This is a genomic window from Nocardiopsis flavescens (assembly GCF_900141985.1).
Taxonomy (GTDB): domain Bacteria; phylum Actinomycetota; class Actinomycetes; order Streptosporangiales; family Streptosporangiaceae; genus Nocardiopsis; species Nocardiopsis flavescens.
On record NZ_FQZK01000004.1, the window covers coordinates 336141 to 360811 of the forward strand.

Annotated in this window: 16 protein-coding genes and 1 tRNA gene; 5 read left to right on the top strand and 12 right to left on the bottom strand. The window is 71.8% G+C overall.

Features of this window, described 5'->3' with window-relative positions:
• Nucleotides 1–123: 123 nt before the first annotated feature.
• Nucleotides 124–1380 carry an ABC transporter substrate-binding protein gene (locus BUE45_RS10405; RefSeq protein ID WP_073378162.1) on the top strand — a complete coding sequence of 419 codons (1257 nt, stop codon included), beginning with the start codon at nt 124–126 and terminating at the stop codon, nt 1378–1380.
• A gap of 2340 nt (nt 1381–3720) precedes the next feature.
• Here the strand turns inward: BUE45_RS10405 and BUE45_RS10410 are convergent.
• From BUE45_RS10410 to BUE45_RS10430, 5 genes are all read right to left on the bottom strand, one after another.
• Entirely contained in the window at nt 3721–4581 is an 861-nt protein-coding gene (locus tag BUE45_RS10410; protein WP_073378164.1) for an ABC transporter ATP-binding protein, read from the bottom strand.
• A 2-nt stretch (nt 4582–4583) separates the two neighbouring features.
• Nucleotides 4584–5417: an ABC transporter ATP-binding protein gene (locus BUE45_RS10415; protein ID WP_073378166.1), complete on the bottom strand. Its 834-nt coding sequence runs from the start codon at nt 5415–5417 to the stop codon at nt 4584–4586.
• The gene (locus tag BUE45_RS10420) at nt 5407–6399 is read right to left on the bottom strand and encodes a branched-chain amino acid ABC transporter permease (protein WP_073378168.1); all 993 of its coding nucleotides are present in this window, start codon (nt 6397–6399) and stop codon (nt 5407–5409) included. The genes BUE45_RS10415 and BUE45_RS10420 overlap by 11 nt, the downstream gene beginning before the upstream one ends.
• An 11-nt stretch (nt 6400–6410) precedes the next feature.
• Entirely contained in the window at nt 6411–7973 is a 1563-nt protein-coding gene (locus tag BUE45_RS10425; RefSeq protein ID WP_073378170.1) for a branched-chain amino acid ABC transporter permease, read from the bottom strand.
• Nucleotides 7974–8310: 337 nt separating this feature from the next.
• Nucleotides 8311–8880 (bottom strand): ANTAR domain-containing response regulator, encoded by a 570-nt coding sequence (locus tag BUE45_RS10430; RefSeq protein WP_073378172.1) that lies wholly within the window; start codon nt 8878–8880, stop codon nt 8311–8313.
• A gap of 164 nt (nt 8881–9044) precedes the next feature.
• Between BUE45_RS10430 and BUE45_RS10435 the strand changes: the two genes are divergently transcribed.
• Both BUE45_RS10435 and BUE45_RS10440 read left to right on the top strand, forming a co-directional pair.
• A tRNA-Leu gene (locus BUE45_RS10435) sits at nt 9045–9118 on the top strand.
• Between the two features lie 108 nt (nt 9119–9226).
• Complete coding sequence (locus BUE45_RS10440; protein ID WP_073378174.1) at nt 9227–10021, top strand: transcriptional regulator; 795 nt, start codon at nt 9227–9229, stop codon at nt 10019–10021.
• 39 nt (nt 10022–10060) lie between these two features.
• Here BUE45_RS10440 and gap read toward each other — a convergent pair whose 3' ends face one another.
• Complete coding sequence (gene gap / locus BUE45_RS10445) at nt 10061–11056, bottom strand: type I glyceraldehyde-3-phosphate dehydrogenase (RefSeq protein WP_073378176.1); 996 nt, start codon at nt 11054–11056, stop codon at nt 10061–10063.
• A 35-nt stretch (nt 11057–11091) separates the two neighbouring features.
• On the bottom strand, nt 11092–11670 hold the full coding sequence (locus BUE45_RS10450; RefSeq protein WP_073378178.1) for a TetR/AcrR family transcriptional regulator: 579 nt from the start codon (nt 11668–11670) through the stop codon (nt 11092–11094).
• 310 nt (nt 11671–11980) lie between these two features.
• Between BUE45_RS10450 and BUE45_RS10455 the strand changes: the two genes are divergently transcribed.
• Nucleotides 11981–12940 carry a DUF1266 domain-containing protein gene (locus tag BUE45_RS10455; RefSeq protein WP_073378181.1) on the top strand — a complete coding sequence of 320 codons (960 nt, stop codon included), beginning with the start codon at nt 11981–11983 and terminating at the stop codon, nt 12938–12940.
• Between the two features lie 73 nt (nt 12941–13013).
• On the opposite strand, the gene pyk is transcribed toward BUE45_RS10455, so the two are convergent.
• The 5 genes from pyk to gltB all read right to left on the bottom strand — a co-directional run bounded on the left by pyk (nt 13014) and on the right by gltB (nt 22324).
• On the bottom strand, nt 13014–14447 hold the full coding sequence (gene pyk / locus BUE45_RS10460) for a pyruvate kinase (RefSeq protein WP_073378183.1): 1434 nt from the start codon (nt 14445–14447) through the stop codon (nt 13014–13016).
• Between the two features lie 149 nt (nt 14448–14596).
• Entirely contained in the window at nt 14597–15526 is a 930-nt protein-coding gene (locus BUE45_RS10465; protein WP_073378185.1) for a prenyltransferase, read from the bottom strand.
• Nucleotides 15527–15599: 73 nt separating this feature from the next.
• The gene (locus BUE45_RS10470) at nt 15600–16022 is read right to left on the bottom strand and encodes a DUF2784 domain-containing protein (RefSeq protein ID WP_073378188.1); all 423 of its coding nucleotides are present in this window, start codon (nt 16020–16022) and stop codon (nt 15600–15602) included.
• Between the two features lie 251 nt (nt 16023–16273).
• Nucleotides 16274–17731, bottom strand: a complete 1458-nt coding sequence (locus tag BUE45_RS10475; RefSeq protein WP_073378190.1) for a glutamate synthase subunit beta — start codon at nt 17729–17731, stop codon at nt 16274–16276.
• A gap of 30 nt (nt 17732–17761) precedes the next feature.
• Complete coding sequence (gltB, locus tag BUE45_RS10480; protein WP_073378193.1) at nt 17762–22324, bottom strand: glutamate synthase large subunit; 4563 nt, start codon at nt 22322–22324, stop codon at nt 17762–17764.
• 562 nt (nt 22325–22886) lie between these two features.
• Here gltB and BUE45_RS10485 point away from each other — a divergent pair.
• Complete coding sequence (locus BUE45_RS10485; protein ID WP_073378195.1) at nt 22887–24632, top strand: bis-aminopropyl spermidine synthase family protein; 1746 nt, start codon at nt 22887–22889, stop codon at nt 24630–24632.
• Nucleotides 24633–24671 lie beyond the last annotated feature (39 nt).

Consider the following 24671-nt stretch of genomic DNA (forward strand, 5'->3'; position numbering starts at 1 on the left):
AGCTCCGCTAACGCACCCGATTAAGTCATGCCACACATCGCGGGCATCAGGACGCAAGAGCATCATCCGGCACGGCTGCACCACGGCAGCGCGTGCTCGCCGGTTGAACGGAGTGACCACATCATGGCAAGCAAGAAGGTCCTAGGCCTCACTGCCGCAACCGCGGCCCTGGTACTGGGGCTTACTGCGTGCGGCGGCGGTGACGGCGGTAGTGGCGACGGGAACGGCGACGGCGCCAGCGGCGACGCCTTCCAGTTCGGCATCCTCTACCCCCAGACCGGCAGCCTCGCCTTCCTCGGCCCGCCCCAGATCTCCGCGGCCGAGTTCGCGATCCAGGAGATCAACGAGGCCGGCGGCATCCTCGGCACCGAGGTCCCCGCCATCATCGAGGGTGACGAGGCCGGCGACGCCGCCCAGGCCAACGAGGCCGCCAACTCCCTCGTGTCCGACGGCGTCCACGCCGTCATCGGCACCGCCGCCTCCGGCATGGCGATGGCGACCTACGACACCATCACCGGCTCCCAGATCGTCATGTGCTCGGGCTCCAACACGGCCCCCGACCTGACCAACATCGACGACGGCGGCTACTACTTCCGCACCGCGCCCAGCGACCTGCTGTCCGGTCCGGTCATGGCCCGCAAGATCGTCGAGGACGGCCACCAGAGCGTCGCCGTGATCGCCCGCGCGGACGACTACGGCGCGGGTTACGCCGGCGGCCTGGAGAGCGAGCTGGAGGCGCTGGGCGCCGAGGTCGTGGCCAACGAGACCTACGACCCCGACACCACCACCTTCGCGTCCGTGGTCGGCGCCGTGAACGACGCCGAGGCCGACGCCGTCGCGCTCATCTCCTTCGAGGAGGGCGCCCAGGTGATCGCCGAGCTCCTGGAGACCGGCACCGAGGGCGACCAGCTCTACATCACCGACGGCCTCAACAGCCCCGAGCTGGGCGACTCCGTCAACGAGAGCGACCCCGAGATCGTCACCGGCATCACCGGTGTCGCCCCGGGCGCGGACAACCCGGAGTTCGACGAGGGCCTCAACGAGTTCGCCCCGGACCTGGAGACCTTCCAGTTCGGCCCGCAGGTCTTCGACTGCGCGATCTCCATCGCCCTGGCCGCCGAGGCCGCGGGCAGCGTCACCCCGGCCGACTACGTCGGCGAGCTGGCCAACGTGACCAGCCCCGAGGGCACCGAGTGCACCACCTTCGCCGAGTGCCGTGACCTGCTCACGGACGGCGAGGAGATCAACTACCAGGGCGTCAGCGGCAACATCGACTTCGATGAGAACGGCGACCCGACCTCCGCGACCTTCCAGGTCTTCCACTTCGGAGACGACGGATACGAGACCCTCGGCTTCGAGGAGTACTCGGTCAACGAGTAGCACCACCCGATCGGCCCCACCGGTCATCCCCTGAAGCGCCCCGGGACGCGGTCCCGGGGCGCTTCGTCGTCCGGAGGCGGGCGGGGGCGGGACCGCAGCGGTCTTCCGGCTGTACCCCCGTCCTGCACCGGCCGGATGGCAGGGGCCTGGGCAGCGGTGATTCCCCACCCGCCTGGGGCGCCGAGCCGTGGCCCGGGGCTGGACCGGGGCCTGCGCCGTAGTGGTTCTTCTCCGAACCGGGGCGCCCGGCCACAGCCCGGGGCTGGACCGGGGCCTGCGCCACAGTGGTATCTCTCCGAACCGGAGCGCCCGGCCCCTACCGGTCGGCGGACCGCGGCCCCGGCCACAGCGGGAGGGTGTCGCTCCCAGCTCAGGTCGTGGGGGTGAGAGCTCGACCGGAGTTCTCCGAAAGCCCGGCCATCTGGAAACGGCGGCCAGCGGAGCGTGGACCTGGCCCCGGCGCAGTCGGGGTGCGGCAGCGTGGCGGGGCGGTGCGTTGGGCGCACATCCTCAGTGGCGGGGGTGTCATCCGGGGCTGGGTCGAGCGAGGCGATCCCACCCCAGCCCTTGAGACGGGAGGAATGCCCCCTGCAAAGGACCAGGCGCGCGAGGAGCGGCCCGTACGTAGAGCACACCCATGCCCTCCTAATGCCGTAGGGGGTGAAGCGTGCGCTCTCTCTGGGCCTGAGGCACAGCCGGTGGGCGTTGATCGCCACCCCGGCTCCAGGGGGTTGACGAGGGCGTACCTCCCTCCCCGGGCGCATGGGGGTGAAGGCCGCGCGTACCTACCCCGCCCAGCCAGTGGCGGTTGTCCACCCGCCCGGAGCCCTCAGCCACAGCCGGAGGGCGTCACGCCGACCTCAGGCCGCGCGGGGTAAGGCCGCGGGTACCTGCCCGCCGCGCTGCTGGGGGTTGTTCACCCGCTTTAACGCCGTGGGGGTGAAGCGTGCGCTGTCTTCGGGCCTCCAGCACAGCCGGTGAACATTGATCGCCACCCCGGCTCCAGGGGGTTGACGAGGGCGTACTTTCCCTCCGCAGCCACACGGGTTGAGGGCCGCGCGCACCTGCCCCGCCGCGCCACCGGGGGTCGTCCACCCGCTCGGATCCCCCAGCCACGGCCGGAGGGCACCGCTCCCACACCAGGCCGCGCGGGGTAGGGCCGCGCGCTCTTGTTCGGCCCGACCACAGGGGGTGTCGGGGCACACTCCCGCCTGCTCCGCCCCAGGGGGTGGGACGGACGTGGAGGCTTCCAGAACGGTCACCCGTTGGGAAGGGCGGTCTGTGGACGCGCCCGACCAGAACCTTTGGTCTCCAAGACGGTCACCGCTTGGAAAGGCACAGACCGGCGGAGCCGGATCCGCCCCCACGATGCAACGGACGGCAGACCACCAGGCAGACGTGTTGGGTGCACGTCCCGGGTGGTGGGGGTGCGCTTTCCGGGGGCGGGTCCGGGCGAGGCCTGCCCCGCCCGACCACGTGGAGAGGGAGGAAGGGTCCGACCGGGGCCGCGCGGTTGCTCACGACCTCGCTTGGAACACCAACCCCAGACGCAGTAACCAGCACCAAAGCACCCTCCCGCACCACAACGCACCGAGGCCGCGCGTGTGCGCCGCCCTCACCCCCGCGCGGCCAGGCGAGCAGGCACGCGCGGCCCTACCCCGCGCGACCTGAGGTGGGCGCGACACCCTCCGACTACGGCTGAGCGCTCCAGGCGGGTGGACAACACCCAGTGGCGCGGCCGGTAGGTGCGCGCGGCCTTCACCCCCGTGTGCCTGCGGAGCCGAGTACGCCCACCGAAACCCCTGGGAGTCGGGGTGGCGATCAATGCCGACCGGCTGTGCTTCAGGCCCAGAGAGAGCGCACGCTTCACCCCCTATGGCATTGGGAGGGCATGGGTGGGCTCTACGTACGGGCCGCTCCTCGCGCGCCTGGTCCTTTGCAGGGGGCATTCCTCCCGCCGCTGTGTCTGGGCTGGGATCGCCTCGCTCGACCCAGCCCCGGATCACACCCCCACCACCGTGGACGTGCGCCCAACGCACCGGCCCGCCGCTCTGCCGCACCCCGACCGCGCCGGGGCCAGGTCCACGCTCCGCTGGCCGCCGTTTCCAGATGGCTGAGCTCTTGGAGAACTCCGGTCGAGCTCTCACCCCCGCAACCTGGGGTGGGAGCGACACCCTCCCGCTGGGGCCGGGCGCCCCGGTCGGGTGGAAAACCACGTGGCCAAGGCCCCGGTCCGCCGACCGGCACGGGCCGGGTGCCCCTCCCCGCCGGGGACCACCACCACGCAACACGAAGGGCGGGGCCGCCGGCCCCGCCCCCGTCAGGGGTCACCGCCCCCGGTCAGTCCTTCTTGCCGAGCGTCCCCAGGTACAGCTCGATGACGTTCGGGTCGTTCAGCAGGTCCGCACCCGTACCCGTGTACGCGTTGCGCCCCTGGTCCAGCACGTACCCGCGGTCGCAGATCTGCAGGCAGCGGCGGGCGTTCTGCTCCACCATGATGACCGAGACACCGGCCTCGTTCACCTGCTTGACCCGCTTGAAGACCTCTTCCTGGTACAGCGGCGACAGGCCCGCCGTCGGCTCGTCCAGCAGCAGCACGGACGGGTCCATCATCAGCGCCCGGCCCATCGCCACCATCTGGCGCTCACCGCCCGACAGCGACCCCGCCTTGGCCCGGCGGCGCTCCCCCAGCAGCGGGAACAGCCCCGCCACGAACGCGAACCGCTCCGCGAACGCCTTCGGCCGCAGGTAGGCCCCCATCTGGAGGTTCTCCTCGATCGTCAGCGACGGGAACACGTTCTGCGTCTGCGGGACGTACCCCACACCGCGCTCCACCAGGCTGTGCGCCGGCAGGCCCGCGATGCTCGTACCCCGCAGCGTCAGCCCGCCCTCCCGGACCGGGATCAGCCCGAAGATCGTCTTGATCAGCGTCGACTTCCCGGCGCCGTTCGGGCCGATGATGGCCACGACCTCGCCCTCGGTCAACGTCAGGGTGCACCCGTTCAGGATGTTCACCCCGGGCACGTACCCGGCCACCAGCTCCTTGGCCAGCACCAGGTAGTCCTCCGGAGCACCCACCTCCACGGACTCCTCCATGGCCTGCTCCAGCAGCTCCTCACGGTGCTCCTGCGCGACCACGGCCTCCTCCGCCGACTCCGGGATCTCCTCCAGGTCCGGCTTCAGGTCCCCGTTCTCACTCATGCTCAGTCCTCCTCGCGGGAACCCAGGTAGGCATCGATGACCTGCTGGTTCGAGCGGATGTCCGACGGGCGCCCCTCGGCGATGACCTGGCCCTGCGCGAGCACCACGATCCAGTCGCTGATGCCCATGATCACGTCCATGTCGTGCTCCACGAACAGGACCGTCTTGCCCTCGTCGCGCAACGACGTGATGTGGCCCAGCAGCGACTGCACCAGCGCCGGGTTCACCCCCGCCATCGGCTCGTCCAGCATGATCATGTCCGGGTCCGTCATGAGCGCCCGCGCCATCTCCAGCAGCTTGCGCTGGCCGCCCGACAGGGACCCGGCCATGTCGTCGCGCTTGGCGATGAGCTTGAAGCGCTCCAGCAGCTCCATCGCCCGCTCGGTGTTGGCCTTCTCCTGGCGCTTCCACAGCGGCCGCGCGAACGCGCCCGCCATGCGCTCGCCCGCCTGCCCCTTGGCACCCAGCAGCATGTTGTCGAGCACCGTGAGCCGGGTCAGCGCCTTGGTCAGCTGGAACGTGCGCACCATCCCGGCCCGCGCCACCTGGTGACCGCGCTTGCCGCTGATCGTGCGCCCCTGGAACGACCACGTCCCCTTGTCCACCCGGTCGAAACCGGTCAACAGGTTGAACAGGGTCGACTTGCCGGCGCCGTTCGGGCCGATCAGCGCCGTGATCGTCCCGCGCTGCACCTCCAGGTGCCCCACGTCCACGGCGGTCAGACCGCCGAAGGAGCGCCGCACGTCGTCGACCACCAGGATCGGATCGGCCTTCTTGGACCCCGGCACCGTCTCGGCGTCCGACATCCGGTCGACCACCGTCTCGTCACTTGACATTGATCAGCATCTCCTTGCGGTCCCCGATCAGGCCCTGTGGACGGAACACGATCAGCAGCACCAGCAGCAGACCCGCGAACGCCAGCTGGAGCGCACCGTAGTCCGGGCCGTCCAGGAAGGGCATCAGCCCCAGGTCCCGGCCCAGGTACTTGAGCAGGCCGTCCGTGAAGTTCATCAGGAACCAGAACGTCATCGCCCCGATGACCGGGCCGAACACCCGGCCCGCACCGCCCAGCAGCAGGATCGCCCACAGGAAGAACGTCACCTGCGGCTTGAACTGGTCCGGCTGGATCGACGCCTGGTGCACCGCCATCATGCAGCCCGCCAGGGCGCCGATCAGGCCGCCCAGCACCAGGATCTGCATCTTGTACGCGAACACGTTCTTGCCCAGGCTGCGGACCGCGTCCTCGTCCTCGCGGATGCCCTTGATCACACGGCCCCACGGGCTGTGGATGAGCAGCCACGTCAGCCCCACCATCAACAGCACCAGGGACCAGGTGACCACCATCGTCCACAGGTGGGCGCCCGTGTACGTCAGGTCGCCGATCCCGTACCGGCCGCCGGGATCGAACGGGTTCAGCGCGCGGAAGTCGCCCGCCAGGTTCTGGAGCCCGTACACGCCGCCGGTCAGCGGCTCGGCGAACCCCGCCCGGTAGACCAGCCGGAGCACTTCCGCCGCCGCGATCGTCGTGATCGACAGGTAGTCCGCCCGCAGGCGCAGGGTCGGGATGCCCAGCAGCAGCGCCAGCACCAGCGCGCACAGCAGGCCCACACCGAAACCGACGAACAGCGGCAGCCCGAACACCGACACGCTGATACCGACGCCGTACGCGCCCACCAGCATGAAGCCGACCTGGCCGAAGTTCAGCAGACCCGTGTACCCGAAGTGCAGGTTCAGGCCGATGGCCGCCAGCGCGTAGATCGCCGCGATCGGGCCGAGGGCCGACCGGACCGACTCGACCAGGATAGAAAGGATGTCCATCGTCTTCTCTCCTAGCCGACCCGCTCAGCGCGGCCGAGCAGGCCCTGGGGCCTGAACAGCAGCATGAGGATCATCAAAGCCAGGGCCCACGCCTGCATCAGCTGCGACGGGAACCACAGGGTGGACAGCATCGCGACCAGGCCGACGGCGATACCGCCGACCATCGCGCCGTAGGCCGTGCCCAGGCCGCCCAGGATCACCGCCGCGAACATCATCAGCAGCAGGCGGAAGCCCATCTCGTACTGCACGACCTGGTTGAGGCCGTACAGGACGCCGCCCAGGGCCGCCAGACCGCCGCCCAGGCCCCACACGTACAGGGTGACCCGGTCCACGTCGATACCCGACGACTCCGCCAGGTCCCGGTTGTCCGACACCGCGCGCATCGCCTTGCCGATCCGGGTGAACTGGAGCAGGCACGCCACCAGGACCAGGACCACGACCGCCACGCCCATGATCACCAGGTCGCGCGGGGGCATCGCGATCGGCCCCAGGCGCACCACCTCCTGGATCTGGAAGCCGGCGTACCGGCTGCGGTCGGCGCCGAACAGCACCAGGATCACGTGGCGCAGGATCAGCGCCAGACCGATCGACACGATGAACATCTGGATCAGCGCCACGTGGCGGCGGCGCAGCGGGCGCCACAGGTACCGCTCCATGGAGGCGCCGAGCACGGCGCCCATGACCACGGCGATGCCCGCCGCGATCCACAGGGGGACCTTCCAGCCGACCGCGTCGCCCAGCACGCCGAGCACGGTGGCCAGCGCGATGCCCGCGACGATCGACGACCACTGGGCCACGATCAGGGCGGTGCGCGACAGCCGGGTCTCCAGGAGGGCGCCGATGAGGATCGCGCCCCCCAGGCCCGCGAAGATCGCGAGCAGGGAGTTGCCCATGCCGGCCGCGCCGCTGCTGAACACCAGGGCGACCATGGCGCCGAAGGTGACCATGTCGCCGTGGGCGAAGTTGATCATCTTGGTCGAGCCGAAGATCAGCGACAGGCCGATCGCCGAGATCGCGATCACCAGGCCGAAGAGGAGGCCGGCCGCGGTCAGCTGGATGAACCGGCTGCCGAAGGTTCCGCCCGAGGCGGGGGCCACGTCGCCCTCTTCCGAGGCGGCGTCCCCGTCTTCGGGGGTCTCCGAGTCCGCGTCGGACGGGGACTGCGTCCCGGACGGTTCGTCACCTCCGCCCGCGGACTCCAGGGCGATGATCAGCGGGCGCTGGTCGCCCGCCTCCACCTCCACCTCGGTCTCTCCGTCGACGAGAATGGCCGTCTCTCGCACGGCGAACTCTGCGGGGACCGAATCCTGGTCCACCACGACGCGGTAGGTGCCCGGTCCGGGCAGCTCCACCACCCAATTTCCTTCAGGGTCGGTCTCCGCCGCACCGGTCTCGTCCTCACCGTCGAACACCTGGATCGTGATGCCTTCGACACCCTGATCCCGGTCGTCCGGGTTGCGGATCTGACCCTGCAGCGTTTCACCGCCCTGTTCGTCCGCCGTCGCCGCCGGCCCGGGGATCACCAGGATGGCGGTGATCAGGGCGAGCAGCACGGTCACGAGGCGTGTGCGCACGCGCGCTCCTTGCGCATCTGAGGGTGGCGGTGCCGTATGCGCGCATTCGACACCGCTGTCCATTGCTGTTCGGTGCGGTGAGTTTAGCCCGGTTTAGGCTGGTCATTCAGCTTCGCTTAAACCACGTGACCCAAATGTCACCCCATCGTTCAGAAACGAGACCCAACCGTCACGAAACCCCCCTTGACGCTAGACGCCTGTCTCGTTTCCCACGCTCTGAGTGATCGATCTGCACATTTCCCACGCGTTTCGTGCGCGCCCCGACATGACGAACGCATGACGAAGGGGCCGCACCCTCCGGGTGCGACCCCTGTTCAGTCCGCCTGCGAGTGGATCGTTAGGCCTGCTTGCCCCCCAGGGTCTCCACGACCGTCTCCGCCACCCTGCGCATCGTCAAGCGGCGGTCCATGGAGTTCTTCTGGATCCACCGGAACGCCTCGGGCTCGCTCATGCCGTGCCGGCTCTGGAGCAGGCCCTTGGCCTGCTCCACCAGCTTGCGCGTCTCCAGCCGCTCCTGGAGGCTGCCGACCTCGGCCTCCAGCGCCGCCAGCTCGGCGTACCGGGAGGTCGCCATCTCGATGGCGGGCACCAGGTCGGCCTTGCTGAACGGTTTCACCAGGTAGGCCATGGCCCCCGCGTCGCGCGCCCGCTCCACCAGCTCGCGCTGGGAGAACGCCGTCAGGATCACCACGGGGGCGATCCGCTCCCCGGCGATCCGCTCGGCGGCCGAGAGGCCGTCGAGCACGGGCATCTTGATGTCGGTGATCACCAGGTCCGGCTTGAGCTCGCGAGCGAGCCGGATGGCGGTCTCCCCGTCCCCGGCCTCACCGACGACGGCGTAGCCGTCCTCTTCGAGCATCTCCTTGAGGTCCAGGCGGATCAGGGCCTCGTCTTCCGCGATCACCACGCGGCTCTGCGTCCTCGTCACGTACATGAGGTTACCGAGATCCGATAGGATGCTGATCGTCGGACCCGGCAATGCTGGCCAATCGTGACATCACTGTTGGCCCCTCGCCGCCGGTCCCCTGCATAGGGACTACCGTGAAGCCAAACCGGACATAAGCCCCAAGCGCCCTGATATCCCAACAGGCAGAGGAAAACGGCTCAAACCCGTTACAGTGTGGGTTCGAATCCCACTCAGGGCACAAGCAAACGAAAGCCGCCCATCGGGCGGCTTTCTTCATTTCAGACATAACACCCTGACCTGCATGGACACCAAGGGGATGTCGCAGGTGTGAGCAAGCATTCACAGCATGTACTCACGCGAAGTCGTCGACAAAGCCCTCCACCTCCACTCCCAGGGGCACAGCGACCGGGCCGTCGCCAACGCCTGTGGGGTCTCCCTATGGACGGTCAGGCACTGGCGCTACGGACGGCGCCGGGGTGCCGACGTCGAAGCCCGCCGCCGGGATCGCACGTCCTGCTGCCCCAAGTGCAGCAGTGGTCACCTGGCTCCAGAAGCCTACGCCTACCTGCTCGGGCTGTACCTCGGCGACGGCTACATCGGTCGGATCCGCAACGGAGTCGACTATTTGGCGATCTTGTGCGCCGACGCTTGGCCTGAACTGATGAGCGAATGTGCACAGGCCCTCGCCCAGGTCTTCCCCGTGAAGGTGTACCGCGTCCAACGCCAGGGCTCTACCGAGGTCAAGGCGGCATCCAAACACTGGCGCTGCGTCTTCCCCCAGCACGGCCCTGGAAGGAAACACACCCGCCGGATCATCCTCGAACCCTGGCAGCGGGAGATCGTGGACGCCCACCCCGAGAAGTTCGTCCGGGGCCTCATGCACTCCGACGGCTGGCGCGGCGTCAACCGGGTGCGCCAGCGCACGCCACGGGGCTGGAAGTACTACGAGTACCCCCGCTACGACTTCGTCAACGCATCCCGGGACATCGTGAACCTCATGACCGACGCCCTCGACCTCCTGGGCGTCCCCTGGACGGAACGGGTGCAGCGGCGCCCCCCGCACCAGGACAGGATCACCGTGTCGGTCGCCCGGAGGGACGCCGTCGCGCGGCTCGATGAGTTCGTGGGGGCCAAGGGCTAGCGGTGGGCCCGGGCTCGGCTGCCCGGGCCCCCGGAGGGCCTACGCGCCGATGCGCCCGGACAGCTCCACCAGGCGGTTCGCGAAGCCCCACTCGTTGTCGTACCAGGCGAAGACCTTGACCTGGTCCCCCACGGCCTGGGTGAGGGGCGCGTCGAAGACCGCGGAGTGGGGGTCGCCGACGATGTCGGCCGAGACCAGGGGCGCCTCCGAGTAGGACAGGTACGCCGACATCGCCGGGTCCTCGGCGGCGCGGCGGAAGGCGGCGTTGACCTCCTCGGCGGTGGCCGGCCGGGAGAGGCGGGCGGTGAGGTCGGTGATGGACCCGACGGGGACGGGCACGCGCAGGGAGAGGCCGGTGAGCCTGCCGTCGAGTTCGGGGATGATCCGGCCGATGGTGGCCGCGGCGCCGGAGGAGGTGGGGATCGTGGACAGGGCGGCGGCGCGGGCCCGTCGCGGGTCGCCGTGCGGGGCGTCGTGGAGGCGCTGGTCACCGGTGTAGGCGTGGACGGTGGTCATGAGGCCGGTCTCGACGCCGAACGCCTCGTGCAGGACCTTGGCCATGGGGGCGAGGCAGTTGGTGGTGCAGGAGCCGTTGGAGAAGACGTCGCCGGTCATGTCGACCGCGTGGTCGTTGACGCCCAGGACGAGGGCGGGGACCTCGTGGTCGGCGGGGGCGGAGATGAGGACCTTGCGGGCTCCGGCGGCGAGGTGGCGGCGTGCCGCGGCCGCGGTGGTGAACAGGCCGGTCGACTCGATGACGACGTCGACGCGCTCCTCGCCCCAGGGGATGCGGTCGGGTTCGCGCTCGGAGGTGACGCGGATGCGGGCCCGGTCCAGGAGGAGGGTGTCGCCGTCGGCGCGTACTCCGGGCAGGCGGCCGTGGACGGAGTCCCATTCCAGGAGTGCGGCCAGGGTGGCGGCGTCGGTGAGGTCGTTGACGGCGACGACCTGTACGTCGGCTCCGCTGCGCAGGGCGGCGCGCAGGTAGGCGCGGCCGATGCGGCCGAAGCCGTTGATCCCGATGCGGACGGTCATGGGTGTGCCTCTTCCTGTGGTGGGGGGTGGCGGGGTCAGTGTTCGCCGCGGGCGGCGGTGCGGGCGGCGTCGAGGAGGGCGAGGGCGCCGCGGACGGCGGCGTCCATGGGCTGCTGTTCGCCGCGGGCGCGGGCGAGCACGTAGCCGCCCTGGATGACGGCGGCCAGGGTGCGGGCGAGGTCGCCGGGGTCGGTGTCGGCGGGGAGTTCGCCCGCGGCGACGGCGTCGGTGATGGCGTGTTCCCAGCGGTCGAGCATGGTGTCGAAGGCGGTGGCGACGACGGTGCGGAGTTCGGGGTCGGTGACGGCCTGGGGGTCCTGGGTCATGCGGCCGACGCGGCATCCGAGGGTGCCGGGGCGCGGGAGCGCGAGGTAGCGCTTCATGCGTTCGAGGGGGGAGCCGTCGCCGTCGAGGGGGGAGGCGGCGGCGGTCATGTCCCGGGCGACGGCGGTGAGCGCTTCGACGGCGAGCTGGTGTTTGCCGGTGAAGTGGTGGTACATGCTGCCCTGGCCGACGCCGGCGCGGGACATGACGTCGCGGGGGCTGGTGGCGGCGTAGCCGCGTTCCCAGAGGAGTTCGGCCATGGCGTCCGTCAGTTGTGCGCGTGAGCTCATGCGGTCACTGTAACAACTGGTATGTACAGAGCGGTCGTGCGGGTCCCCGTGTGTTCGCGGCCGGGTGGGGCGGTGTCGGTTTGGGGGGCGGTGGGTCGGGTGGGCGGTTCTGGTTGGGCGGAACGGATGTAACTACCCGGCCGGTTCGGCATAAAAAGGGCCTTTTGTCACTTCATGCCCGGGCAAGGCGGGGCCAACCGGTCACATCACGGCCACAACCTGAATACAACCCGTGGGTTCGGTCCCCGCCGCAGGCCGGATTCGATGATCCTTGAGAATCGGAGGCGGGTTCTCAGGAGAGGAGCAGCGGGTGCTGACCGTGGCGGCCGGAGTGTTCGGCGCACTGGTGATCGGGGCCTGGGTCGTGGTGGCCTGGGGGTCCGGCCGGCGTCGCCCCTGGCTGCTGACACCGGTCGCCCTGCTGGTCGTCGTCCTGGTCGCACTGGCCCCCGGCTGGGCCTTCCTGCCCGCCGCGGCCCTGGCCGCGGGCTCCTTCGTGGAGCTGGTGCTGGGGTCGCGCGAGTCCCCCGCGCTGCGCACCCGGGACGCCGACGCCCCGTTGAGCACCGAGCGCTGGGCGGCCGCGGCCGCCGCGCCGTTCCGGGTGGCGCTGGCCGAGCCCTGGGACGTGGTGGCCCGCCCGACGCTGCGCCGCCAGTACCGGCGGCTGCTGGAGCGGCAGTGGGACGTGACGGACCGCGAGTCCCTGCTCGCGGCCATCGAGCGGCAGATGGACGGGCTGCACCGGGAGCCGAGCCTGGACCTGGTGGTGGACCTGGCCGCCGGGGTGGCGCGCTCGCGGCTGCCGCGCGAGCAGGGCGGCCACTCCACCGGGGAGCAGGTGCGGCTGACGCCGGAGCAGGTGGGGCGGCTGCGCATGGTGACCGGGGTCGCCGAGGGCGACGAGACCGTGATCATCGGCGCCTACCAGTGGTGGAAGTCGGTGCACGTGATCCGGCTGGTGTGCGGGGGCGCCACCTTGGACTGGCTGAGCCCGGTGGAGTCGCAGACGACGCTGCGCCGGGTCGCCTCCGACCTCCAGCGCCGCTACTCGTCGTGGCAGCAGCTGTCGATGGCGTTCCACGCGGGGTACCTGCTGTGGCCGGAGAAGGGCGTGGAGGGCGACCACGGGGGCACCGACCGGGTGTGGGCGGCCCTGGGCCTGCTGACCGAGGACACGCGCAGCCCGTGGAACCTGCTGCCGTGGGACATGCCGCTGGAGCGGGTGCTGCCCGAGACGGGCGGCCAGGAGCAGGAGACCCACCGCTGACCGGCTCCGGGTCCGGTCCCGGTCCGCGGGCGCGGCTCATACGCCCCGGACCGGCAACCGGACGGTTTCGGCGTCAGCTTCCGTCCAGGGCGACGGTGTCGCCGAGGCGGTGGACGCGCAGGGAGTTGGTGGAACCGGTGGTCCCGGGCGGGCTGCCCGCCACGATGACGACCTTGTCGCCCTTGGTGTAGTCGCCGAGCCGGAGCAGCTCGCTCTCGACCTGGCGCACCATGTCGTCGGTGTTGTCGACCCAGGGGACGAGGTTGGTCTCCACGCCCCAGGTCAGCGACAGGCGGCCGCGGGTGGCGGTCTCCGTCGTGAACGCCAGCAGCGGGATGGGCGAGCGGTAGCGCGCCAGGCGGCGGGCGGTCTCGCCGGACATCGTGAAGGCGACCAGGGCCTTGGCGCCGATGGTGGCGCCGATCTCCGCGGCGGCGCGGGCGATGGCCCCGCCGGTGGTCTCGGGCACCCGGTTGAGGATGTGCGAGGCGCGGAGGGACTCCTGCTCGGCCGCGCAGATGATGCGCGCCATGGTCTCGACGGTCTCGACGGGGTACTGGCCGACGCTGGTCTCTCCGGAGAGCATGACCGCGTCCGCGCCGTCGAGGACCGCGTTGGCCACGTCGGAGGTCTCGGCGCGGGTGGGCCGGGGCGCTCCGATCATGGATTCGAGCATCTGCGTGGCGACGATGACCGGCTTGGCCTTGTCGCGGCAGCGCTCCACGGCGCGCTTCTGCACCATGGGGACGTTCTCCAGGGGGAGTTCGACCCCGAGGTCGCCGCGGGCGACCATGACGGCGTCGAAGACCTCGATGATGTCCTGGAGGCGCTCGACCGCCTGGGGCTTCTCGACCTTGGCGATGAGGGGGACCGTGAGGCCCTCCTCGTCCATGATGCGGTGGCACTCCTCGGCGTCGGCGGGGCTGCGCACGAAGGAGAGGGCGACCATGTCGACCCGGTTGCGCAGGGCCCAGCGCAGGTCCTCCTCGTCCTTCTCGGTGAGGGCCGGGACGCTGACGGCCACACCGGGGAGGTTGAGGCCCTTGTGGTTGGAGACGGTCCCCCCGTAGATGACCCGGGTGTGGACGTCGGTGCCGGTGGCCTTGGTGCACTCCAGCACGACGCGGCCGTCGTCGATGAGGACGCGGTCGCCGGGGCGGACGTCGCCGGGGAGGCCCTTGTAGGTGGTGGAGACGCGGGTGGCGTCTCCGGGGACGTCGTCGGTGGTGATGGTGAACTCGTCACCGACGTTGAGTTCGACGGGGCCGTCGGGGAAGGTCCCGACGCGGATCTTGGGACCCTGGAGGTCGGCGAGGACGCCGACCGCTCGTCCGACGTCCTCGGCGGCCGCTCGCAGGTTCGCGAGGTTGGCGCTGTGGTCGTCGTGGGTTCCGTGGCTGAGGTTGAGTCGGGCGACGTCCAGTCCGGCGCGGACGAGCTTGCGGAGGATCTCCGGGCTCGAGGTGGCGGGACCGAGGGTCGCGACGATCTTTGCTCGACGTGTCACGCGTATCACTTTAGAGCGTCCGGGGGATGGAGTGGTCTAAACCAGGTTGCGAATGGACGTATCTCAGGCTGCGCGAAGACGAATGGCAGCTGTGCACGAACGTGTCCCGGCGGTGTGCGCGCGGGTGTCGTCCGCGTGTCGTGCGGGGGTCAGCGGTCGCGCCTGGGGGCGGGGACGCCGGGGGTGAGGCGCCCGTAGGCGCGCAGGATGCGCAGTCGCTGGATGGTGCGCATGCCCTCCAGTTCGTGGGTGGCGGTGGCGTCCCAGTGGTCCCAGTCGGCGCTCCAGCCGCCCTCGGGGCGCTGGGTCTTCTCCACGCGGTCGAGGTTGGCGGCGATCTCGGAGTCGGTGAACATGGGGCGGGCGATGCAGGAGGGGTCCGGTGCCAGGTCCAGGGGGGTGTGGACGTGGTGGCGCGGGGAGGCGGCCCTGCGGTATCCGGGGACGGAGGCGCCCTCGTGGGGGTCGGTGCGCACGACGGCGCGGATCATGGTGGAGAGCCGGTTGACCGCGGCCAGGGCGCGGGGGCGGTCCGAGACGTGCTGGAGGAAGGTGCAGATGCCGATGGCCTCGTGGGGGTCGGTCCAGTGCAGGGCGTCGATGTGCTTCCAGCAGTAGGCGGTGGCGCGGTCGCGCCAGGGGTGGGTGATGTTGTGCTTGTGGAGGCGTCCGGTGATGGAGGCGGTGAGGGCGAGGTCGGGGCCGTGGTCGGGGCGCTCGCGCCACCAGGGGGCGGCCTCGGTGTGGCGGACGGCGGGGGTGACGGGGGGCAGGCCGCCGTCGGGCGAGGTGGTGGCGAGGTAGCGGCAGATGCCCTGGCCGAGGTCCTGGGGGATGGGGCCGAGCTCGTCGAGGTAGCGCAGCGCGGTGTCGACGGCCAGGGGCTGGCTGGCGTGCCCGCGCAGGTCGGGGTCGAGGGCGTTGCCGTAGCCGCCGTCGATGTTGCGGTAGGCGGCCAGCGCGGAGCGGATGGGCGCGGTGGGGCCCGACTGGAAGTGGTACGCGAAGCGGTACCGGTCGATGAGCCGGGCGGTGCGCATGGTGAAGTGTTCTGCGGCGCGGAAGGAATCCCAGGTCACTACGCTCATGTGGGGAACGGTACCCAGGGGTGTGGGCGGGGGATCGGCCGCGCGGCCGATCCATTCGTGTTCTTTACGTGGGGTGGCGGCGGACGGGGTCGCTGTGGCGCGGGGGGCGTGCGTCGGCGGTCCGCCGGGCGCGGCGGCGCCGGGTGACCAGTGCGAGGCCGATCCAGGACAGGACGACCAGGGCGCCGACGCCGGCCTGGACCTCGCGCAGGCCGTCGGCGGGGTAGATGACGCCGGTGAGGTAGTGGTCGATGAAGCCCTCCTGCGCCAGGCCGGCCCGTCCGGCGTTCACCCGGCCCCAGTTCTCGACGTGGGTCAGGGGGCAGGTCCAGGCGAAGACGCTGATGGAGAGGCCGTAGGCGGCGACGGCGAGGTGGGCCCAGAAGGTGCGGGGCCACTTCCAGGCGAGGAGGCCGCCGAGGGCGAGGTAGAGGATGAACGCGAAGTGGGCGAGCATGGCGGCGTCGCCGATGATCCGGTAGGCCAAGGTCGCTGCTCCCGTCGGTGTGGGGGCGCCGGGTGCGGGGGCGTGACCTCAGTCTCTCGGTGGCGGGCGGGGGCGTGGGCCACGGCGGGGTCACCGGTGTGCAACACCTGGTGTCCCGCGGGCGCCCGTGCGCCGCGCACACGGACGGGGCCCTGCGGCCCCTGCGGGCGGCGGTCCGACCGCGGGGAAAGGCACGCGGAGGACGCACCGGGGGCGCGCGGGGTGACCCGCGCGCCCCCGGTGCGGTCGGCTCAGACGAGCGGTCGCGCGGTGGGCGCGATGGCGACGGGCAGGTCGCTGCCGGCGCCCGTGAGGAACCGGTCGACCCCGGCGGCGGCCGAGCGGCCCTCGGCGATGGCCCACACGATGAGGGACTGGCCGCGGCCCATGTCCCCGGCGCAGTAGACGCCCTCGACGCTGGTCCGGTAGTCGGCGTCGCGGACGACGTTGCCGCGTCCGTCGAGGTCGACGCCGAGCTGCTCGATCATGCCCTCCTTCTGGGGGCCGACGAAGCCCATGGCGAGGGTGACGAGGTCGGCGGGGATCTCGCGCTCGGTGCCCTCCACGGGCTCGAAGCCCTTGTCGGTGCGCCGGACCTCGACGAGCTTGAGGGCGCGCACGTTGCCCTCGCCGTCGCCCAGGAACTCCAGGGTGTTGACGGAGTAGATCCGCTTGCCGCCCTCCTCGTGGGCGCTGGTCACCTTGTACAGCATCGGCATGGTGGGCCAGGGCTGGGAGTCGGGGCGGGTGGCCGGAGGCTTGGGCATGATCTCCAGCTGGGTGACGCTGGCCGCGCCCTGGCGGTGGGCGGTGCCCACGCAGTCCGCGCCGGTGTCGCCGCCGCCGATGACGATGACGTGCTTGCCCTCGGCGTTGAGGGGGGCGCGGTCGTAGTCGCCGAACTGGACCCGGTTGGCCTGGGGCAGGTACTCCATGGCCTGGTGGACGCCGGCCAGCTCGCGGCCGGGGACGGGCAGGTCGCGCCAGGCGGTGGCGCCGCCGGTGAGCACGACGGCGTCGTGGTCGGCGCGCAGCCGCTCCGCGGTGATGTCGGTGCCGATGTCGACGCCGGTGCGGAAGGTGGTGCCCTCCGCGGTCATCTGGGCGATGCGGCGGTCGATGTGCCGCTTCTCCATCTTGAACTCGGGGATGCCGTAGCGGAGCAGGCCGCCGATGCGGTCGGCGCGCTCGTAGACGGTGACGTCGTGCCCGGCGCGGGTGAGCTGCTGGGCGGCGGCCAGGCCGGCGGGGCCCGAGCCCACGACGGCGACGGTCTTGCCGGTGCGCACGGCGGGGGGCAGGGGCTTGACCCAGCCCTCCTCCCAGGCGCGGTCGATGATGGAGACCTCGACGTTCTTGATGGTGACGGCGGGCTGGTCGATGCCCAGCACGCAGGCGGACTCGCAGGGTGCGGGGCAGAGCCGTCCGGTGAACTCGGGGAAGTTGTTCGTGGCGTGGAGCCGTTCGATCGCCTCGGCCCAGTCGTGGCCGTGGACGAGGCTGTTCCACTCGGGGATGAGGTTGCCCAGGGGGCAGCCGTTGTGGCAGAACGGGATACCGCAGTCCATGCAGCGTGACGCCTGCTTGGTGACGGTTCCGCGGTCGAAGTCCTCGTAGACCTCGCGCCAGTCCTGGATGCGGACGTCCACGGGGCGGTGTGCGGGGAGCTCGCGCTCGGTGATCTTCAGGAAACCCTTGGGGTCGGCCATGGCCGTTCCTCCTCTCGTATCGGCTGACGCTCAGGACTGCGCGGAGGCCATGACGGCCTCGTCGACGTCGCGGCCCTCGCGTTCGGCCTCGGCCTGGGCGAGCAGGACGCGCTTGTAGTCGCGCGGCATGACCTTGGCGATGCGGTCGAGTCCGGCGTCCCCGTCGGCCAGGAGGCGTTCGGCGACGGCGGAGCCCGTCTCGGCGCGGTGGCGGGCGAGCACGCCGGTGAGGAACTCGCGGTCCTCGTCGGTGAGCTCCTCGATCTCGACCATCTCGGTGTTGACCCGGTGGGGGTCGAGGTCGAGCACGTAGGCGGTGCCGCCGGACATGCCGGCCGCGAAGTTGCGGCCGGTGCGGCCCAGGACGACCGCGCGGCCGCCCGTCATGTACTCGCAGCCGTGGTCGCCGATGCCCTCCACGACGGCCAGGGCGCCGGAGTTGCGGACGCAGAAGCGTTCGCCGACGACGCCGCGCAGGAAGATCTCGCCGGAGGTGGCGCCGTAGCCGATGACGTTGCCGGCGATGATGTGGTCCTCGGCGACGAGCGCGGAGGTGTCGGCGGGGCGGACGACGACGCGGCCGCCGGACAGGCCCTTGCCGACGTAGTCGTTGCCGTCGCCGTGGAGGCGGAGCGTGACGCCCCGGGGCACGAACGCGCCGAAGGACTGGCCGGCGGAGCCGGTGAAGGTGACGTCGATGGTGTCGTCGGGCAGGCCCTGGGCGCCGTAGCGCTTGGTGACCTCGTGGCCGAGCATGGTGCCGACGGTGCGGTTGACGTTGCGCACGGGGAGTTCGAGGCGGACGGGCCGCCCGAAGTCGAGTGCGCCCTCGGCGAGCTGGATCAGGGTGTTGTCCAGGGCCTTCTCCAGGCCGTGGTCCTGGGTGCGGGTGCGGACGCGGTGGTCCCCGGCCCAGGGCTCGACCTCGTGGAGGATCGGGGACAGGTCCAGTCCCTTGGCCTTCCAGTGCTCGACGGCACCGGCGGTGTCGAGCAGGTCGACGGCGCCGATGGCCTCGTCGAGGCTGCGGAACCCCAGTTCGGCGAGGTACTCGCGGACCTCCTGGGCGATGAACTCGAAGAAGTTCACCACGTACTCGGCCTTGCCGGAGAACCGCTCGCGCAGGGCGGGGTTCTGGGTGGCGACGCCGACCGGGCAGGTGTCCAGGTGGCAGACGCGCATCATGACGCAGCCGGAGACGACCAGGGGCGCGGTGGCGAAGCCGAACTCCTCGGCGCCGAGCAGGGCGGCGATGATGACGTCGCGCCCGGTCTTCATCTGGCCGTCGGCCTGGACGACGATGCGGTCGCGCAGGCCGTTGAGCAGCAGGGTCTGCTGGGTCTCGGCCAGGCCGAGCTCCCAGGGCGTGCCCGCGTGCTTGAGGGAGGTGAGCGGCGAGGCGCCGGTCCCCCCGTCGTGGCCGGAGATGAGGACGACGTCGGCGTGGGCCTTGGAGACGCCGGCGGCGACGGTGCCCACCCCGGCCTCGGAGACCAGCTTGACGTGGACCCGGGCGGAGGGGTTGGCGTTCTTGAGGTCGTGGATGAGCTGGGCGAGGTCCTCGATGGAGTAGATGTCGTGGTGGGGCGGCGGGGAGATGAGCCCCACGCCCGGGGTGGAGTGGCGGGTGTCGGCGACCCACGGGTAGACCTTGTGGCCGGGCAGCTGGCCGCCCTCGCCGGGCTTGGCGCCCTGGGCCATCTTGATCTGGATGTCGTCGGCGTTGGTGAGGTAGTGCGAGGTGACGCCGAAGCGGCCGGAGGCGACCTGCTTGATGGCGCTGCGCCGCAGGTCCCCGTTGGCGTCGGGGGTGAAGCGGGCGGGGTCCTCGCCGCCCTCGCCGGTGTTGGACTTGCCGCCCAGGCGGTTCATCGCGATGGCGAGGGTCTCGTGGGCCTCGGCGGAGATGGACCCGTAGGACATGGCCCCGGTGGAGAAGCGCTTGACGATCTCCGAGACCGGCTCGACCTCGTCGAGGGGGACGGGCTCGCGCACGCCCTCCTTGAGGCGGAACAGGCCGCGCAGGGTCATCAGTGCGGCCGCCTGGTCGTCGACCTTGCCCGTGTACTCCTTGAAGATCTCGTACCGGCGGGTGCGGGTGGAGTGCTGGAGCTTGAACACGGTCTCGGGGTTGAACAGGTGCGGTTCGCCCTCGCGGCGCCACTGGTACTCGCCGCCGGTCTCCAGGCGCCGGTGGGCGCCGGAGGCGGGGTTGGCGGTGTGGGCGCGGCGGTGGCGGATGGCGACCTCCTCGGCGAGGACGTCGAAGCCGACGCCGCCCAGGCGGGAGGTGGTGCCGGTGAAGCAGCGGTCGATGACCTCCTGCCCCAGGCCCAGGGCCTCGAAGATCTGGGCGCCGGTGTAGGAGCTGACCGTGGAGACGCCGATCTTGGACATGACCTTCAGGACGCCCTTGCCGAACGCCTTGACGGTGTTGCGGACGGCGGTGTCCTCCTCCACGCCGCCGATGGTGCCGCGCCGGACGAGGTCGCGGACCGTGGCCAGGGCCAGGTACGGGTTGACCGCGGAGGCGCCGTAGCCGATGAGCAGGGCGACGTGGTGGCACTCGCGGACGTCGGCGGCCTCGATGACGAGGCCGACCTCGGTGCGGGTCTTCTCGCGGACGAGGTGGTGGTGGACCGAACCGGTGAGCAGCAGCGACGGGATCGGGGCCCGGTCGGCGTCGGCGGCGCGGTCGCTCAGGACCAGGATGTGGGCGCCGTCGGCGATGGCGGTGTCGATCTCGGTGTTGAGCTCGCCCAGGCGGGCGGCGAGGGCGTCGCCGCCGCCGTCGACGGGGTAGGTGCCGTCGACGGTGTGGGTGCGCAGGGCGGGGTCGGTGCGCCCGGCCTCGACGATGGCGGCGAGCTCGTCCTGGTCGACCACGGGTGTGGGCAGGACGAGGCGGCGGGTGTCGCCGGGTGCCGCGTCGAGGATGTTGTGCTCGGCGCCCAGGAGCGTGGACAGGCTGGTGACCATCTCCTCGCGGATGGCGTCCAGGGGCGGGTTGGTGACCTGGGCGAAGTTCTGCGAGAAGTAGTCGAAGAGCTGGCGCGAGCGCGCGGAGAGCGCGGCCACCGGGGTGTCGGTGCCCATGGAGCCGATGGGCTCGGCTCCGGTGCGGGCCATGGGGGTGAGGATGACGCGGAGTTCTTCCTCGGTGTAGCCGAAGACCTGCTGGGCGCGGTTGAGCTCGGTCACGGGGACGGGCTCGGCGGCGGGCAGGTCGGCCAGGCGCAGGACGCCGGTGTCGATCCAGTCCCGGTAGGGGTGCTGGGCGGCGAGTTCGGCCTTGATCTCCTCGTCCTCGATGATCCGCCCCTGGGCGGTGTCGACGACGAAGATGCGGCCGGGCTGCAGGCGGCCCTTGCGCACGACGGTGGCGGGGTCGATGTCCAGGACGCCGGCCTCGGAGGCCAGGACGACGAGGCCGTCCTCGGTGACCCAGTAGCGCCCGGGGCGCAGGCCGTTGCGGTCCAGGACGGCGCCGACCACGGAGCCGTCGGTGAAGGAGACGGACGCGGGGCCGTCCCAGGGCTCCATGAGGGTGGAGTGGTACTCGTAGAAGGCCCGGACGTCCGGGTCCATCTCGGTGTGGTTCTCCCAGGGCTCGGGGATCATCATGAGCACCGCGTGGGGCAGGGAGCGCCCGCCCAGGTGGAGGAGTTCCAGGGCGTCGTCGAAGGACGCGGTGTCGGAGTCGTCGGGGTCGACGATGGGGAAGATGCGGTCCAGGTCGCCGGGGATGAGGTCGGTGGCGAGCTTGGCCTCGCGGGCGCGCATCATGTTCCGGTTGCCCTTGACGGTGTTGATCTCACCGTTGTGGGCGACGTAGCGGAACGGGTGGGCCAGCGGCCAGGACGGGAAGGTGTTGGTGGAGAACCGGGAGTGGACCAGGGCCAGGCCGGAGGTGTAGCGCCGGTCGGACAGGTCGGGGAAGAACGGTTCGAGCTGCGGGGTGGTGAGCATGCCCTTGTACGCGATGGTGCGCGGGGACAGGCTCGGGAAGTAGACGTCGGCCTCGTGCTCGGCGCGCTTGCGGACGCAGTAGGCGTGGCGCTCCAGGTCGATGCCGGTGAGGCCGCCGGTGGCGGTGCCGGGGGTGCCGGTGATGAAGAGCTGCCCGAAGTAGGGCATGGCCTGGCGGGCGGCGGGGCCGCTGTAGCGGGGCTCGAAGGGGAGCTCGCGCCAGCCCAGGAGGGTCAGGCCCTCTTCGGCGACGATGCGGTCGATGGCGGCGACGGCCTCGGCGCGGTCGGCGGCGTCGGCGGGCAGGAAGGCGATGCCGGCGGCGTAGGCGCCGGCCTCGGGCAGCGCGAAGTCGCAGACCTCGGTGAACAGCTCGTGCGGGATCTGGGTGAGGATCCCCGCGCCGTCGCCGTCGTCGGGGTCGGCGCCGGAGGCGCCGCGGTGGTCGAGGTTGCGCAGCACCGTGAGTGCCTTCTGCACGATGTCGTGGCCGCGGCGACCGGTGAGGTCGGCGACGAAGCCCACACCGCAGGCGTCGTGCTCGAAGGCGGGGTCGTACAGGCCCTGAGAAGTGGGGATCGCGTTCGCTCGGACGGACGAACGCCGCACCTGACCAGCGGGCATCTACCCTCCTGTCGTCTTTCGTCGGCTTCGTGAAAAGCGCATCCGGGACGACATTGGCCCTGCTGCGTGCGTGAAGTTGTGGTGTGCCCGTCTTGTGGACGCCGTGTGGTCCGCCACCGTACCGCGGCCACGTCCTCGTGGTGCGGATGGCGGATGGTCGCCCGCTGCGAGCGGTATCCCTTATACCGGCCGGTCCGGCCGCGACGCGAATCGCAGGTCTAGACCACCGGGTGTCGCGGTGCCTCTCTCGTCGCGTGCCGCCGCACCCTGCGGGTGGTGCCGCGGTCCCCCGTGACGGGTGTTCCCCGTCGTGGGTGTGCCTAGCCGGTTCTTCCACCAGGGAATCCCGCTAAACCTCCCAAAGCGGATAAAACCCGACGGTTGGTCGGGATCCTCGCTCCGGGCACGCGAACGCAGTGCGCCGCTCCCCCACATTACCCCGGCGTTAACGGTCCGCCCAAGAGGGGCCCGTCGGCGCGCCCGAGTGATATGTCACTCACCGCCGATCCCCGCCCTGACCTGCCCGGAGACCCCGCGCCCCGGGGCGTGGGACGATCGGTGCATGGCAGCAGACCCCACGAACCCCGGCGGGGGCGGCGTCCCCGCCGCCCCGCAGGCGACCCCGGCGCCCCCTCCCCCGCCCCTGCCCGAAGCGGCGCTGCGGGCGCTGCGCGACCACGGGGTGGACGCCCCCCGCCCGCGCGCCGTCCTGGCCGCCCTGGCCGACGGCGAACACCGCACCGCGGACGACCTCGTACGCGCCACCGGCGTCGCCCGCGTCCTGGTGGCGGCCCTGGTGGAGCGCCTGGTGGAGGCCGGGGAGGCGGTCCGCGACCCCGGCGGCGACGGGGTGCGGCTCGCCCGCCCCGCGGACTACGCCGGGGCCGCCGCGGACTCCCTCGCCGACCCGGTGGGGCACCTGGTGGCCGGGCACGGACGGGCCGCCGCCGAGATCGCCCGCGCGGTCGCCCAGGGCCCCGCCGCCGACCTGGACCTGGACCACGTCACCGCGACCGCGGGCACCGCGCTGCGCCGGGCGCTGTTCCTGGACACCCGGTTCGACCTCGCCGGCCGCACCGTGCTGTGCGTGGGCGACCACGACCTCACCTCCGTCGCCCTGGCCCTGGTGCGCCCGGACGCGCGGGTCCTCGTCGCCGACATCGACGAGCGGGTGCTCGCCCACATCGACGCGGTCGCCGACCGGCTGGGCCTGGACGTGCGCACCCACTTCGCCGACCTGCGCCTGGGCCTGCCGCCCGGGCTGCGCGGCGCGGCCGACCTCGTGTTCACCGACCCGCCCTACACCGCCGACGGGGTGGAGCTGTTCGTCCGCCGCGGCCTGGAGGGCATGGCCGACCCGCGCCGGGGGCGGGTCCTGGTCGCCTACGGGGTCAGCGAGACCACCCCCCGGCTGGCCGCCGCCACCCAGTCCCGGCTGCTGCGGCTGGACCTGGCCCTGGAGGCCCTGTGGCCCGACTTCCACCGGTACGAGGGCGCCGAGTCCATCGGCGCCGCCTCCGACCTGTACGTGCTGCGGCCGCTCACCCGCACGCCGCCCCCCGCGCCGGAGGGCGGCGCCCGCGTCTACAGCCAGGGCGCCAACGCCAAGGAGTCCCGCGGGGCGCTGGACGGGGCGCGGGCGCGCGCCGCCCTGGAGCGGGCCGCCGACGACGCCGGGACGCCCCCGGTGCCGGTGGGCGCCTGGCCCGCCGAGGTCCTGCCGGAGTCCGGGCGGGTGCGCCTGTCGACGTGGATGGAGGGGCCGGTGCCGCTGTCGGGGCCGCCCGTGGTGGACCTGACCGGCGGCTGGGAGCGGATCGCCCCGCGGGCGGCCCTGGCCTGCCCCGACGGGGGCGGGTACCTGCTGGTGCCGTCCTCCGCGGCGTGCGTGCGCGACGAGCGCGGCCAGACGGAGCTGCGCGCCCTGGTCGGGCCGCGGCTGCGGGTGCGGTTCCTGCGCGGGTTCGGCGACCCGTCGCTGACCGCGGTGCGGCTGGAGCCGGCCCCCGCGGCGAAGGACCCCGTGGACCGGCTCCTTGTGCACGTCCAGGAGCACGCCCACGGGTCGCTGGCGTCGGTGCTGCGCGCCGGGGTCGTGCGGGTCGCCCGGGAGGAGGGCGCCGCGGTGAACAAGCGGGCCGCCCGCCTGGCGGTGGCCGCCGCCCCGGACTGGATCGCCGGGCACACCCTGCTCGACCTGCCCGGGCACCGCTTCGCCGGGCTGCGCGAGGTGGTCGCGGCGGTGTGGGACGCACGGGGCCCGGGGTCCGCGGGCGGCGGGTCCGCGGGCGGGGAGGCGTCGGGGTGAGGGGCGCCCCCGGGGCCGCGTGCGCGGCCCCGGGGGGCG

What these genes read in the sequence shown, in the direction of transcription:
- BUE45_RS10410 (WP_073378164.1), bottom strand. Translation starts at nt 4,581, where the DNA reads ATGAGTGAGAACGGGGACCTGAAGCCGGACCTGGAGGAGATCCCGGAG.
- gltB (WP_073378193.1), bottom strand. Translation starts at nt 22,324, where the DNA reads ATGCCCGCTGGTCAGGTGCGGCGTTCGTCCGTCCGAGCGAACGCGATC.
- BUE45_RS10440 (WP_073378174.1), top strand. Translation starts at nt 9,227, where the DNA reads ATGTACTCACGCGAAGTCGTCGACAAAGCCCTCCACCTCCACTCCCAG.
- BUE45_RS10475 (WP_073378190.1), bottom strand. Translation starts at nt 17,731, where the DNA reads ATGGCCGACCCCAAGGGTTTCCTGAAGATCACCGAGCGCGAGCTCCCC.
- BUE45_RS10450 (WP_073378178.1), bottom strand. Translation starts at nt 11,670, where the DNA reads ATGAGCTCACGCGCACAACTGACGGACGCCATGGCCGAACTCCTCTGG.
- gap (WP_073378176.1), bottom strand. Translation starts at nt 11,056, where the DNA reads ATGACCGTCCGCATCGGGATCAACGGCTTCGGCCGCATCGGCCGCGCC.
- BUE45_RS10420 (WP_073378168.1), bottom strand. Translation starts at nt 6,399, where the DNA reads ATGGACATCCTTTCTATCCTGGTCGAGTCGGTCCGGTCGGCCCTCGGC.
- BUE45_RS10415 (WP_073378166.1), bottom strand. Translation starts at nt 5,417, where the DNA reads ATGTCAAGTGACGAGACGGTGGTCGACCGGATGTCGGACGCCGAGACG.
- BUE45_RS10485 (WP_073378195.1), top strand. Translation starts at nt 22,887, where the DNA reads ATGGCAGCAGACCCCACGAACCCCGGCGGGGGCGGCGTCCCCGCCGCC.
- BUE45_RS10405 (WP_073378162.1), top strand. Translation starts at nt 124, where the DNA reads ATGGCAAGCAAGAAGGTCCTAGGCCTCACTGCCGCAACCGCGGCCCTG.